This is a genomic window from Streptococcus oralis subsp. dentisani (assembly GCF_002860905.1).
Lineage (GTDB): Bacteria > Bacillota > Bacilli > Lactobacillales > Streptococcaceae > Streptococcus > Streptococcus oralis_BA.
Genome location: NZ_PKIG01000005.1, coordinates 1 through 14586 on the forward strand (window position 1 = coordinate 1; position 14586 = coordinate 14586).

Below are 14586 nucleotides of genomic sequence, written 5' to 3' on the forward strand. Positions count from 1 at the left end.
GATATCGAGTAGTTTTGTGATAAAATGTAATTGTTCCATATGATTCTTTCTAATGAGTTGTTTGATCGCTTTTCATTATAGGTCATATGGGACTTTTTTTCTACACAAAAAAGGCTCCATAATATCCATAGGGGGTTACCCACTACAAATATTATAGAGCCGAGATTAAATGATCTCCTTTTTTGCTACAAAAATTTTAGAAAAAAGTGTAATTTTTTTTGTAAAAGCCTTTACAAAAAAAATTAAAGTGGTATAATTAAATCATAAAAGGTGCAAACGTTTTCGTAAAACGTTTGCCTAAATAAAAATAAAGGAGATTTGAATGATGAAAGATACATTCAAAAATGTCTTGTCTTTCGAATTTTGGCAAAAATTCGGTAAGGCTTTGATGGTGGTTATCGCGGTTATGCCGGCTGCTGGTTTGATGATTTCAATCGGTAAGTCTATCGTGATGATTAACCCAACCTTTGCACCACTCGTTATTACTGGTGGTGTACTAGAGCAAATCGGTTGGGGAGTTATCGTTAACCTTCATATCTTGTTCGCCCTCGCTATTGGAGGAAGCTGGGCTAAGGAACGTGCTGGTGGTGCTTTCGCCGCTGGTCTTGCCTTCATCTTGATTAACCGTATCACTGGTACAATCTTTGGTGTATCAGGCGATATGTTGAAAAATCCAGATGCTATGGTAACTACTCTCTTCGGTGGATCAATCAAAGTTGCTGATTACTTTATCAGTGTTCTTGAAGCTCCAGCCTTGAACATGGGTGTCTTCGTAGGGATTATTTCTGGTTTTATTGGGGCAACTGCTTACAACAAATACTACAACTTCCGTAAGCTTCCTGATGCACTTTCATTCTTTAACGGAAAACGTTTTGTACCGTTTGTAGTTATTCTTCGTTCAGTAATTGCTGCAATTGTACTTGCTGCTTTCTGGCCAGTAGTTCAAACAGGTATCAATAGCTTTGGTATCTGGATTGCCAACTCACAAGAAACTGCTCCAATCCTTGCACCATTCTTGTATGGTACATTGGAACGTTTGCTCTTGCCATTTGGTCTTCACCACATGTTGACTATCCCAATGAACTACACAGCTCTTGGTGGTACTTATGATGTCTTAACTGGTGCAGCTAAAGGTAGTCAAGTATTTGGTCAAGACCCACTATGGCTTGCGTGGGTAACAGACCTTGTAAACCTTAAAGGTACTGATGCTAGTCAATACCAACACTTGTTAGATACAGTACATCCAGCTCGTTTCAAAGTTGGACAAATGATCGGTTCATTCGGTATCTTGATGGGTGTCATCGTTGCTATCTACCGTAATGTTGATGCTGACAAGAAACATAAATACAAAGGTATGATGATTGCAACAGCTCTTGCAACATTCTTGACAGGGGTTACTGAACCAATCGAATACATGTTCATGTTCATCGCAACACCTATGTATCTTGTTTACTCACTTGTTCAAGGTGCTGCCTTCGCTATGGCTGACGTTGTAAACCTACGTATGCACTCATTCGGTTCAATCGAGTTCTTGACTCGTACACCTATTGCAATCAGTGCTGGTATCGGTATGGATATCGTTAACTTCGTTTGGGTAACTGTTCTCTTTGCTGTAATCATGTACTTTATTGCAAACTTCATGATTCAAAAATTCAACTACGCAACTCCAGGGCGTAACGGAAACTACGAAACTGCTGAAGGTTCAGAAGAATCTAGCAGCGAAGTGAAAGTTGCAGCAGGTTCTCAAGCTGTAAACATTATTAACCTTCTTGGTGGACGTGCAAACATCGTTGATGTTGACGCATGTATGACTCGTCTTCGTGTAACTGTTAAAGATGCAGATAAAGTAGGAAATGCAGAGCAATGGAAAGCAGAAGGAGCTATGGGTCTTGTCATGAAAGGACAAGGGGTTCAAGCTATCTACGGACCAAAAGCTGACGTATTGAAATCTGATATCCAAGATATCCTTGATTCAGGTGAAATCATTCCTGAAACTCTTCCAAGCCAAATGACTGAAGCACAACAAAACACTGTTCACTTCAAAGGTCTTACTGAAGAAGTTTACTCAGTAGCAGACGGTCAAGTTGTTGCTTTGGAACAAGTAAAAGATCCAGTATTTGCTCAAAAAATGATGGGTGATGGATTTGCAGTAGAACCTGCAAATGGAAACATTGTATCTCCAGCTTCAGGTACTGTATCAAGTATCTTCCCAACAAAACATGCTCTTGGTATTGTGACTGAAGCAGGTCTTGAAGTATTGGTTCACATTGGTTTGGACACAGTAAGTCTCGAAGGTAAACCATTTACAGTTCATGTTGCTGAAGGACAAAAAGTTGCAGCAGGAGATCTCCTTGTCACAGCTGACTTGGATGCTATCCGTGCAGCAGGACGTGAAACTTCAACAGTCGTTGTCTTCACAAATGGTGATGCAATTAAATCAGTTAAATTAGAAAAAACAGGTTCTCTTGCAGCTAAAACAGCAGTTGCTAAAGTAGAATTGTAATATACTTGAGGTTGGAAGCTGTATTCCAACCTCTTATTTTGGGAGAAAAGAATGAAATTTTTAACACTCAATACTCATAGTTGGATGGAAAAAGAAGCTGAGGAAAAATTCCAGATTTTGCTTGAGGATATTCTTGAAAAGGACTATGATTTGATTTGTTTCCAAGAAATCAATCAGGAAATCACTTCGCCAGTGGTGGAGGTTAATGATCTCTATCAACCTTTGCCAGCAGCTGAGCCTATTCACCAAGATCACTATGTTAGACTCTTGGTCGAAAAGTTGTCTGAGCAAGGGAAAGATTACTACTGGACTTGGGCCTATAACCATATCGGTTATGATCGCTACCACGAAGGTGTGGCTATCTTGTCTAAAACACCTATTGAAGCCAGAGAAATTTTAGTTTCAGATGTGGATGATCCAACAGACTATCATACTCGCCGTGTTGCCGTGGCTGAAACTGTAGTTGATGGTAAGGAGCTTGCAGTTGCAAGTGTCCACCTTTCTTGGTGGGATAAAGGTTTCCAAGAAGAATGGGCACGATTTGAGGCTGTCTTGAAAGAATTGAACAAGCCACTTTTGCTAGCTGGAGATTTCAACAATCCGGCTGGACAGGAAGGCTACCAAGCTATTTTAGCTAGTCCATTGGGCTTACAAGACGCATTTGAAGTTGCTCAAGAGAAAAGCGGTAGCTATACTGTTCCACCAGAAATTGATGGCTGGAAAGGGAACACAGAACCTCTTCGAATCGATTATGTCTTTACTACCAAAGAGTTAGCGGTGGAAAATTTATATGTCGTATTTGATGGTAACAAGAGTCCACAAGTCAGTGATCACTATGGTTTGAATGCTATTTTAAACTGGAAATAATAACTGATACTCTTCGAAAATCAAATTCAAACTACGTCAACGTCGCCTTGCCGTATAGATGTTACTGACTTCGTCAGTTCTATCTGCAACCTCAAAACAGTGTTTTGAGCAACCTGCGGCTAGTTTCCTAGTTTGCTCTTTAATTTTCATTGAGTATGAAAAGAGGTTGGGATTATAAAATTCCAGCCTTTTTCTGACTAGAGAAGGTGCTGGAAATAGCCTAAATAAGTGAGGCTACTGAAATGGAATAAAATATGGTATAATTGATAGAATAGATAGAATCGAGGATATTATGTCATTTACGAAATTTCAATTTAAAAAATATATTAGTGAAGCCTTGGAGGAGTTGAAATTTACAACTCCAACAGAGGTACAAGATAAGTTGATTCCCATTGTCTTGGCAGGCCGAGATTTGGTTGGAGAATCAAAAACAGGTTCAGGTAAGACTCACACTTTCTTGTTACCGATTTTCCAGCAATTAGATGAATCTAGCGATAGTGTACAAGCAGTGATTACTGCACCGAGTCGTGAGTTGGCTACTCAAATTTACCAAGCAGCGCGTCAGATTGCAGCCCACTCAGAAGTGGAAGTTCGTGTGGTTAATTATGTGGGGGGGACTGATAAGGCTCGCCAGATTGACAAATTGGCAAGTAACCAGCCTCATATTGTTATCGGAACGCCTGGCCGTATTTATGACTTAGTTAAGTCTGGTGACCTAGCTATTCACAGGGCTAAGACCTTTGTGGTCGATGAGGCAGACATGACCTTGGATATGGGATTCTTGGAAACTGTTGATAAGATTGCTGGCAGTCTTCCAAAAGACCTGCAATTCATGGTCTTCTCAGCGACTATTCCACAAAAGTTGCAACCATTCCTGAAAAAATACTTGTCAAATCCTGTCATGGAGAAAATCAAGACCAAAACGGTCATTTCTGATACCATTGATAATTGGTTGATTTCTACTAAGGGACGTGATAAGAATGCTCAAATTTACCAGCTGACTCAGTTGATGCAACCTTATTTGGCAATGATTTTTGTTAACACTAAAACACGGGCTGATGAATTGCATGCTTACTTGACTGCGCAAGGTTTGAAGGTGGCAAAGATTCACGGAGATATTGCCCCTCGTGAGCGCAAGCGTATCATGAATCAGGTGAAAAATCTGGATTTTGAGTATATTGTCGCAACGGATTTGGCAGCGCGTGGAATTGATATTGAAGGTGTCAGCCATGTTATTAATGATGCCATTCCGCAAGACTTATCCTTCTTCGTGCACCGTGTTGGTCGTACTGGACGCAACGGCCTACCAGGTACAGCTATTACCCTATATCAGCCAAGTGATGACTCTGATATCCGTGAGTTGGAGAAATTAGGAATCAAGTTTACTCCTAAGATGGTCAAAGACGGGGAATTTCAAGATACTTATGACCGTGATCGTCGTGCCAACCGTGAGAAAAAACAAGATAAGCTTGATATCGAAATGATTGGTTTGGTTAAAAAGAAAAAGAAAAAAGTCAAACCGGGATATAAGAAGAAGATTCAATGGGCAGTGGATGAAAAACGCCGTAAGACTAAGCGTGCCGAAAATCGTGCTCGCGGTCGTGCAGAGCGTAAAGCAAAACGCCAAACATTTTAATAGCAACTGTTGGAGTGCTGAGCTCCAACTTTTTTAATTATATGATTTGCAGTCCGTCTCGCTCCGTTAGGTGCGAAACAAAAAACCACCCGCTATGCAGGTGCGCGTCGAAGGTTATACTCAAAAAACTCCAAACGCGATACAATAAAGGTGTTCAAGCCAATTGTAAAGCGAAAGGAGAAAAATATGCACAAAAGGCTCATAGTTTATCGCACACAAAGTATCACTTTGTGTTCACACCTAAGTATAGACGAAAAGTCATCTAAAATCAATATCGAAGTAAGAATCACAAAAAATTTTAAAAAATGGCAATATTTGTTAACAAGGATTTCGTAGTTTGTTATAATGTGGTTGTAATTGATTAAGATTGGTAATCAAAAATATAGGGAGGAATGTTTTGAATAAGAAATATAATATAGTTCTATTATTGTTGTTTATAGTTTATTTATTTGGATATTTTTCAATTTCAAAAACTTTAATTCCTATAATGTGTGTGATACAAGTATTTTGGATAGAAAATATATTTAGAGTTCGAAATAGGATTATTCAAATAGGTGAAATTATAATTATTGTTGCTTCTATGATATTATTTATTGATAGTATATTGAGTTTGTAACAAAAGGCTTTTCTATAAAATCAAATTTTCCAGATATCTACTGAAGCTGATTTATCTTCTACTATCTTCGTCACTAAATTTGACAGACATATATTACTGATACAACCTCTCTACCTACAATCTTACAGTTAATCTGAGGTTAGTTTCTTAGTTTGCTCTTTGATTTTCATTGATAAAAAGAAATGCTCCTCCAAGACGGAAGAGCATTTTTTATTGTGATTTTGATTCGGTTTCTGCCGACTCTGGATGGAGTTCTTGGTAACTTGGTGCCTTGAAAAGGTCAGCACTGGTTTTACCTTGTCGTTGGCTAAAGAGACTGGTTGATTGACCACCTTTTTCCTGCTCAATCTTTTGCAGAATTGGCAAAGAATTGAGGTAAGAAATACTTTCTGTATCAACTTTTCCAAGATGATCTGCTTGGTAGAAACGTATTAAATCACCAGTTTGAATCTGGTCGCTGATTTTCAGCTGTTGACTAGCTGCTTGACGAACAATTTCTAGTTCAGTCTGAGCTTGTTCATCAAGATTGCTGATTTCAAGACCGCTCTCAGTATAGTAGGTTCGTCCGTCATAGCTAGTATATTTTGGTGTGACGAAGGAATTGGCAGTTCGAAAGGCAACTATTTCTTGATGGTCTGGAGACAGAAGGTCTTGTCCAACTTGAAGGAAGGAATTGGACTCAATACCAAGGAGGTGTTCTAGAGTCGGTAAGATATCGATTTGTCCACCGAAGGTATTGATGATTTGTCCCTTTTCATAACCAGGCATGACCACCATAAAAGGAACTCGTTGCAACATGGCATTGTCGTAATTCGACCAGTTCTCAGAAGTCTTTCCAATCAAGGGTGCTAGGTCAGGATTGCGGGAATTGGAAATTCCATAATGGTCTCCGTAGATGACGATGATGGATTTTTCATAGAGGCCACTTTCTTTGAGATAGTCAAAGAAGGCCTTGATAGCACTATCCAGATAGTTGGCGGTTTGGAAGTAGCCATTGATCGTTTCATCTTTGGTTTTAGCCAGTGGGAAACCAAGCTCATCGCCTGTCAGATTGCTAGCATAGGGATAGTGATTGGACACCGTGATATACTTAGCATAAAAAGGCTGCTGTAAGTGCTCTAGATACTGGATAGAATCTTTCATCATGATTTTATCATTTAAACCATATTGGAAAGAATTGCTACTGTCTTGCTTTGTGAAGTAGGAAGCATCAAAGAAGTATTGGTAGCCCCATTGTTTGTAGGTCGTATTTCGGTTCCAGAAGGTCCCGATATTGCCGTGAAAGACAGCACTTGATTGGTAGCCGTTTTTTGATAGGATAAAAGGAGCTGCCTGCTGGGTATTGGTACCACCGTAATTGACCATAAAGGAACCTTGGTCAAGTCCAAACAAACCGGTCTCTAGCATGGTTTCCGCATCTGAGGTTTTACCAGCCTTAACTTGGTTAAAGATATTCGAAAAGGCTAGGGTTGATTGCGAATGGTAGAGTGAATTTAGGAAGGGAGTGACTTCATGCTCAGTTCCATCTAGGTTGAGTTTATAGTCAAGTAGGAACTGTTGGAAACTCTCCAAGTGGAGATAAATCACATTTTTTCCTTTGGCCAAGCCAAAATAGTCTGGATTGGGCTTAGCAGAATGTTCTTGAATATAATCTGTAATAGGTTGAAGATCAGTCTCAGAGGCCTTGGCACGTTCTTTGTTGGCGCTATAGGATTGGTTGGCACTATAGCCTAAAAAGGCTGGCAAACTGAGGGCGCGGACAACATAATAATTCGAAAATCCTCGCGATAGGAGATCGGGACGTTCAATTTCAGCCAAGAAAAGATTAGCAGAAAAGAGCAGGGCTGAGAGAGCAGTGATAGCAACACTGGAGCGGAATTTGAAAGGTCTCCTATCCAGCTGGATGAACTTTTTATAGAAAAGGAAAGCCAGCAATGGGAAATCCATAAAATAGATGAAATCCCAAGGACGCAGTAACTCTAGTTCCGCAGTGCCGACAGACACCTTGCTGACCACCTTCATGGTATTAGCCGTGATAAAGTCACTAAATTCTCGATAGTAAAAGACATTGGAATAGAGCCAAATGAATAAAAGGCTATAAATAGTTATACTCAGACCATAAAAGATCTTGGTTGAGCGAGCATAGAGGGCTAGAGCCAGCAGGAGTAGTCCTAGAGGAAGGGGATTGAAAAAGGCGATAAAGGCAAGGTAATTTCCCTGCAACTTGCCTACTTGAATATCTAAATTAAAGTCAACGGTATAGGCTAATAAGGTTTTGAGCCAATAGAGGATTAAAAGGGTTAGGACAAAACCCAGTCTGGTACCCATGGCTTTTTGGATTTTGTTAAAATTGCTTCTCACACATTTACTTCCTAATTTTTTATTAGTATTAGTATACCATTTTTTAAAAGAAGAGTAAAAAAGCAAGGGTAGTTTCTTTTTTGAGAATTGTCTAAAAGTTTGATATAATGGTAGTTATGAATAGAATAAGAGTTAGCAAAAGGGTTGAAAAGAAGCTCGCTAAGGGGCTAGTTTTACTAGAAGCCAGTGATCTTGAGAATGTCAATCTTAAGGATCAGGAAGTAGAAGTGCAGAGTCAGGAAGGAACCTTTCTTGGAACTGCCTACCTTTCGCAGCAAAACAAGGGCTTGGGCTGGTTTGTTAGTAAGGACAAGGTGGCCTTCAATCAAGCTTTCTTTGAAACGCTGTTTAGACAAGCTAAAGAAAAGAGAAAATCCTATTATCAAGATGATTTGACAACTGCCTTTCGTCTCTTCAACCAAGAGGGGGATGGCTTTGGGGGTTTGACAGTGGACCTTTATGGCGACTATGCTGTCTTTTCTTGGTATAACTCTTATGTTTATCAGATTCGCAAGGTTATCTCAGAAGCCTTTAGACAGGTTTTTCCTGAGCTTTTAGGAGCCTATGAGAAGATCCGTTTTAAGGGTTTGGACTATGAATCTGCCCATATTTATGGTCAAGAAGCACCTGACTTTTTCACTGTTTTGGAAAATGGTGTTCTGTATCAAGTCTTTATGAACGATGGCTTGATGACAGGGATTTTTCTAGATCAGCACGAGGTTCGTGGTAGTCTAGTTGATGGGTTGGCTATGGGTAAATCCTTGCTCAACATGTTTTCTTATACAGCAGCCTTTTCAGTAGCTGCGGCCATGGGAGGAGCAAGCCAGACTACTTCGGTTGACCTAGCTAAACGTTCACGAGAATTGTCTCAAGCGCATTTTCAGGCAAATGGAATCAGCACAGACGACCATCGTTTTATAGTCATGGATGTCTTTGAATATTTCAAATATGCCAAGCGAAAAGATTTGACATACGATGTGATTGTCCTAGATCCGCCAAGCTTTGCTCGGAATAAAAAACAAACTTTCTCTGTGGCCAAGGATTATCACAAGTTGATATCCCAGAGTCTTGAGATTTTAAATCCTGGAGGGATTATCATTGCCAGTACCAATGCTGCCAATGTTTCCCGCCAGAAATTTACAGAACAAATTGATAAAGGCTTTGCAGGAAGAAGTTACCAGATTTTAAATAAATACGGTCTTCCAGCAGATTTCGCCTATAATAAAAAAGATGAAAGTAGTAATTACCTCAAGGTGATTAGTATGAAGGTTAGTAAATGAAATTAATCGTTTCAGTAATGCCAAGAAGTTTAGAGGAGGCTCAGGCTCTGGATGCCACGAGGTATCTGGATGCGGACATCATTGAATGGCGTGCCGACTATTTGCCTAAGGAAGCGATTTTGCAGGTAGCTCCAGCTATTTTTGAAAAATTCGCAGGCCGTGAGTTGGTTTTCACATTGCGAACTCGCTCTGAAGGTGGAGAAATCGACCTTTCTCCAGAAGAGTATATCCATCTAATCAAGGAAGTGGCGCAACTCTATCAACCAGACTATATTGATTTTGAGTATTACAGCTACAAGGATGTTTTTGAGGAAATGCTGGACTTTCCAAATCTCGTTTTGAGTTACCACAATTTCCAAGAAACACCTGAAAACATGATGGAAATCTTGTCAGAGTTGACGAGCCTAAATCCAAAACTTGTCAAGGTTGCGGTGATGGCTCACACGGAGCAGGATGTGCTAGACTTGATGAACTATACACGAGGCTTTAAAACCCTCAATCCTGAACAGGAATATGTGACGATTTCTATGGGCAAGGTGGGCAAGGTCTCTCGTATCACTGCGGATGTGACTGGTTCTAGCTGGTCCTTTGCTAGTCTAGATGAGGCCAGTGCACCGGGTCAGATTTCCCTAGCTAACATGAAAAAAATTCGGGAGATTTTGGATGAAGCTTGATGGCTATACACGTTTAGCTGCCGTTGTTGCCAATCCTATCAAGCATTCTATTTCCCCCTTTATCCACAATAGTGCCTTTGAGGCGACAGCTACCAATGGTGCTTATGTGGCTTGGGAGATTGAAGCGGGTGACTTGGAAGTCACAGTGGCTAATATTCGTCGCTACCAGATGTTTGGAATCAATCTTTCCATGCCTTATAAGGAGCAGGTGATTCCTTATTTGGATGAGCTGAGTGATGAAGCGCGCTTGATTGGTGCGGTCAATACGGTTGTCAATGAGAATGGCAATTTAATTGGATATAATACAGATGGCAAGGGATTTTTTAAGAGCTTGCCTTCTTTTACAATTACAGGTAATAAGATGACCCTGCTGGGTGCAGGTGGTGCGGCCAAGTCCATTTTGGCACAAGCTATTTTGGATGGCGTCAGTCAGATTTCTGTCTTTGTTCGTTCCGTTTCTATGGAAAAAACAAGACCTTATCTAGACAAGTTACAGGAGCAAACAGGCTTTAAGGTGGACTTGTATGCTTTAGAATATGTTTCTGAACTGCAAGCAAGGATTGCTGAGTCTGATTTACTGGTCAATGCGACAAGTGTGGGGATGGATGGCCAATCGTCCCCAGTTCCGACAAGTATAGTCTTACCTGAAGATCTCTTGGTCGCAGATATCATTTACCAACCCTTTGAAACATCATTTTTGAAATGGGCTAGAAGTCAGGGAAATCCAGTTGTCAATGGTCTGGGAATGTTGCTCTATCAAGCTGCAGAAGCTTTTCAACTGTGGACAGGTAAAGAAATGCCGACTGAAGAGATTTGGCAGTCTTTAACAGAAAAATACCAATAAAGAAAGGGAGATTCTCCTATGAAAATCAGAATTGATATTCCTCATCATCCTTATGATATTCAGATTGAAAAAGGCTGTCTGGCTCAGGCTGGTCAATGGTTGCGAGAACTCTGGCAACCACAAAAAGTGGTTATCGTAACAGACAACCATGTAGCTTCTCTTTATGCAGAGAAGGTCAAGCTCAGCCTAGAAGATGCTGGTTTTCAAGTAGCTGTTTTTGACTTTTTGGAAGGGGAAGAAAGAAAGAATTTAACCACTGTTCAGAAAGTCTATGAATTTCTAGTCAAGCAAGGTCTGACTCGTAGCGATGGAATCGTGGCTCTTGGTGGTGGTGTCGTTGGGGACCTGGCTGGTTTTATAGCCTCTACCTATATGCGGGGCATTCATTTTGTTCAGATTCCGACCAGTTTAACTGCCCAGGTGGATTCTTCTATCGGTGGAAAGACGGGTGTTAACACTCCATTTGCCAAGAATATGGTAGGAACTTTTGCCCAACCAGATGGGGTTCTGATTGATCCGCTTGTTCTTGAAACCCTCGGAAAAAGAGAGCTGATTGAAGGGATGGGTGAGGTTATCAAGTACGGCTTGATTGAGGATCCAGAACTTTGGGTTCTCTTGACGGAACTGGATGGTTCTGTGGAGAGCATTTTGGAGCATGCAGAGACCTTGATTGAACATTCTTGTCAGGTCAAGCGCAAGATGGTGGTTGAGGATGAGTTGGACAATGGTGTACGCCTATATCTCAATTTTGGCCATACTATTGGTCATGCTATTGAAGCGACTACCGGTTATGGCAAGGTCATGCATGGTGAAGCTGTGGCTGTGGGAATGGTGCAGATTTCCAAGGTTGCTGAGGAAAAAGGCCTCATGCCAGCTGGCATAACCCAGTCCATCACAGCTATGTGTCAGAAATTTGGTTTGCCTGTTGACTATGAAAACTGGGATGTTGATAAACTTTATCAAGCTTTGACTCATGATAAGAAAGCGCGTTGGAACACCTTGAAATTGGTCTTGGTACCAGAGCTTGGTTCAGCGACCATTCACCCAGTTTCTCTGGAAGAGATGAAAGACTACTTGGTAAAATAAGGAGAGTATATGAGATATTTAACTGCAGGAGAATCACACGGCCCCCGTCTGACAGCTATCATTGAAGGAATTCCAGCTGGGCTTCCTTTGACAGCTGAGGATATCAATGAGGACCTTAAGCGCCGTCAGGGTGGCTACGGTCGTGGTGGCCGTATGAAGATTGAGAGTGACCAAGTTGTCTTTACTTCAGGCGTTCGTCACGGGAAGACGACAGGGGCTCCTATTACTATGGATGTCGTCAATAAGGACCATCAAAAATGGCTGGACATCATGTCTGCGGAGGACATTGAAGACCGCCTTAAAAGCAAACGAAAAATCACCCATCCTCGCCCAGGTCATGCCGATTTGGTTGGGGGCATCAAGTACCGTTTTGATGATTTGCGAAATTCCTTGGAGCGCTCATCTGCCCGTGAAACCACTATGCGGGTGGCAGTTGGGGCAGTAGCCAAACGCCTCTTGGCTGAGCTGGATATGGAGATTGCCAACCATGTCGTTGTCTTTGGTGGCAAGGAAATCGATGTCCCTGAAAATCTCACAGTTGCTGAGATTAAGGAAAGAGCTGCCCAGTCTGAAGTTTCTATTGTCAACCAAGAAAGAGAACAGGAAATCAAGGATTATATTGACCAAATCAAACTTGACGGTGATACCATCGGTGGGGTTGTGGAGACAGTTGTTGGAGGTGTTCCAGTTGGTCTTGGTTCCTATGTCCAATGGGACAGAAAATTGGATGCAAGATTGGCCCAAGCAGTTGTCTCTATCAACGCCTTTAAAGGGGTGGAATTTGGTCTTGGCTTTGAAGCTGGTTACCGTAAAGGCAGCCAAGTTATGGACGAAATTCTCTGGTCTAAAGAAGACGGCTATACTCGCCGTACCAACAATCTGGGTGGTTTTGAAGGTGGTATGACTAATGGGCAACCTATTGTTGTTCGTGGCGTGATGAAACCCATTCCTACTCTCTACAAACCACTCATGAGTGTGGATATCGAAACCCACGAACCCTACAAGGCAACTGTGGAGAGAAGTGATCCGACTGCTCTTCCAGCAGCAGGTATCGTCATGGAAACCGTTGTGGCAACGGTTCTGGCACAAGAAATCCTTGAAAAATTCTCATCAGATAATCTAGAGGAATTAAAAGAAGCGGTGGCCAAACACCGAGACTATACAAAGAACTATTAAGGAGTTCCTATGGCAAAAACAGTCTATATCGCGGGCCTTGGATTGATTGGTGCCTCGATGGCACTTGGTATCAAACGCGATCATCCAGATTATGAAATTTTAGGTTATAATCGCAGTCAAGCTTCGAGAGATATCGCCTTGAAAGAAGGCATGATTGACCGTGCAACGGATGATTTTGCTAGTTTTGCTCCTTTGGCAGATATCATCATTCTCAGCTTGCCAATAAAGCAAACCATTTCCTTTATTAAGGAATTGGCCAACTTGGACTTGAAAGAAGGCGTGATTATCTCAGATGCTGGTTCGACCAAGTCAGCCATTGTGGATGCAGCGGAGCAGTATTTGGCTGGCAAATCTGTTCGCTTTGTCGGGGCTCATCCCATGGCTGGTAGTCACAAGACAGGGGCTGCCTCTGCGGATGTCAATCTTTTTGAAAATGCTTATTATATCTTCACGCCTTCGAGACTGACAAGTCCTGAAACACTTGAGGAAATGAGGGATTTGCTTTCAGGTCTTCATGCTCGTTTTATCGAGATTGATGCCAAGGAGCATGATCGGGTAACTTCTCAGATCAGCCATTTCCCTCATATTCTTGCTTCTAGTCTCATGGAACAGACCGCGGTTTATGCTCAAGAACATGAGATGGCAAGGCGCTTTGCTGCCGGTGGTTTTCGAGATATGACCCGAATTGCGGAAAGCGAGCCAGGGATGTGGACTTCTATTCTCTTGTCCAATAGTGAAACTATTCTGGAGCGAATTGCGGATTTCAAGGAGCGCTTAGACGAGGTTGGCCAGGCTATCAGCAAGGGAGATGAGGAGCAAATCTGGAACTTTTTCAACCAAGCGCGTAAGCAACGTCAGGCCATGGAAATCCATAAGCGTGGTGGTGTGGACAGTTCTTATGACCTCTATGTCGATGTTCCCGATGAAGAAGATGTGATTTTACGCATCTTGGAATTGCTACGTGGAACTTCCTTGGTTAATATTCACATCAATGAAGAAAACCGTGAAGATATTCACGGGATCCTACAAATTTCATTTAAAAACGCTCAAGACTTGGAAAGAGCGGAGCATCTAATAACAGAAAATACCGACTATACAGTCGTTGTCAAATAAGGAGAAAATCATGTCAAATATTTACGATAGTGCAAACGAACTCAGTCGCGGTCTACGCGAATTACCAGAATACAAGGATGTCAAAGCAGCTAAAGATGCGATTTCGGCAGATGTTGAGGCAAGCAAAATCTTTACAGAATATGTTGCCTTCCAAGAGGAAATTCAAAGACCAGCACAGACAGGTCAAATGCCAGATGCTTCCTTTCAAGCTAAGATGGAAGGCTTTGGCAAGCAGATTCAGGGGAACAGCCTCTTGTCAGAATTCTTTACCAAGCAACAACAATTGGCAATTTACCTTTCTGACATTGAAAAAATTGTTTTTGAACCAGTTTCAGAATTGCTAAAATAAGAAAATAACTATCATAAAGTCAGGAATTTTTAAGGAATTTCTGGCTTTTTATGATAAAATAGGTAAAAGTATTGCAAGTAT

11 protein-coding genes and 1 pseudogene are annotated in these 14586 nt (G+C 41.4%); 11 read left to right on the top strand and 1 reads right to left on the bottom strand.

Annotated elements, in window-relative coordinates; genetic code table 11:
- The first annotated feature begins 322 nt into the window (after positions 1–322).
- The 4 genes and pseudogenes from CYK16_RS07660 to CYK16_RS10630 form a co-directional block, all read left to right on the top strand.
- Complete coding sequence (locus CYK16_RS07660) at positions 323–2503, top strand: PTS transporter subunit IIBC (RefSeq protein ID WP_081094031.1); 2181 nt, start codon at positions 323–325, stop codon at positions 2501–2503.
- A 51-nt stretch (positions 2504–2554) separates the two neighbouring features.
- Positions 2555–3370, top strand: a complete 816-nt coding sequence (locus tag CYK16_RS07665) for an endonuclease/exonuclease/phosphatase family protein (protein ID WP_060805596.1) — start codon at positions 2555–2557, stop codon at positions 3368–3370.
- Between the two features lie 292 nt (positions 3371–3662).
- Positions 3663–5006 (top strand): DEAD/DEAH box helicase, encoded by a 1344-nt coding sequence (locus CYK16_RS07670; protein WP_023943124.1) that lies wholly within the window; start codon positions 3663–3665, stop codon positions 5004–5006.
- Positions 5007–5194: 188 nt separating this feature from the next.
- Positions 5195–5269, top strand: a pseudogene (locus CYK16_RS10630) (IS200/IS605 family transposase); the annotation flags it as partial.
- Between the two features lie 563 nt (positions 5270–5832).
- Here CYK16_RS10630 and CYK16_RS07685 read toward each other — a convergent pair.
- A complete protein-coding gene (locus tag CYK16_RS07685) occupies positions 5833–7950 on the bottom strand; it encodes an LTA synthase family protein (RefSeq protein ID WP_180948758.1) in 2118 nt (705 codons plus the stop codon).
- A 149-nt stretch (positions 7951–8099) separates the two neighbouring features.
- Here CYK16_RS07685 and CYK16_RS07690 point away from each other — a divergent pair, with 149 nt between their 5' ends.
- From CYK16_RS07690 to CYK16_RS07720, 7 genes are read left to right on the top strand one after another with little or no spacing between them, the layout of a single operon-like run.
- On the top strand, positions 8100–9263 hold the full coding sequence (locus CYK16_RS07690; protein WP_060805613.1) for a class I SAM-dependent rRNA methyltransferase: 1164 nt from the start codon (positions 8100–8102) through the stop codon (positions 9261–9263).
- Positions 9260–9937 (top strand): type I 3-dehydroquinate dehydratase, encoded by a 678-nt coding sequence (gene aroD / locus CYK16_RS07695; RefSeq protein ID WP_000767765.1) that lies wholly within the window; start codon positions 9260–9262, stop codon positions 9935–9937. The genes CYK16_RS07690 and aroD overlap by 4 nt, the downstream gene beginning before the upstream one ends.
- Positions 9927–10781, top strand: a complete 855-nt coding sequence (locus CYK16_RS07700) for a shikimate dehydrogenase (protein WP_101776858.1) — start codon at positions 9927–9929, stop codon at positions 10779–10781. The genes aroD and CYK16_RS07700 overlap by 11 nt, the downstream gene beginning before the upstream one ends.
- 18 nt (positions 10782–10799) lie before the next feature.
- On the top strand, positions 10800–11867 hold the full coding sequence (aroB, locus tag CYK16_RS07705; RefSeq protein WP_060805597.1) for a 3-dehydroquinate synthase: 1068 nt from the start codon (positions 10800–10802) through the stop codon (positions 11865–11867).
- A 9-nt stretch (positions 11868–11876) separates the two neighbouring features.
- Positions 11877–13043, top strand: a complete 1167-nt coding sequence (aroC, locus tag CYK16_RS07710; RefSeq protein WP_060805598.1) for a chorismate synthase — start codon at positions 11877–11879, stop codon at positions 13041–13043.
- 9 nt (positions 13044–13052) lie between these two features.
- The gene (locus CYK16_RS07715; RefSeq protein ID WP_060805599.1) at positions 13053–14156 is read left to right on the top strand and encodes a prephenate dehydrogenase; all 1104 of its coding nucleotides are present in this window, start codon (positions 13053–13055) and stop codon (positions 14154–14156) included.
- A 10-nt stretch (positions 14157–14166) separates the two neighbouring features.
- A complete protein-coding gene (locus CYK16_RS07720) occupies positions 14167–14505 on the top strand; it encodes a YlbF/YmcA family competence regulator (protein WP_101776859.1) in 339 nt (112 codons plus the stop codon).
- The last annotated feature ends 81 nt before the right edge of the window (positions 14506–14586 follow it).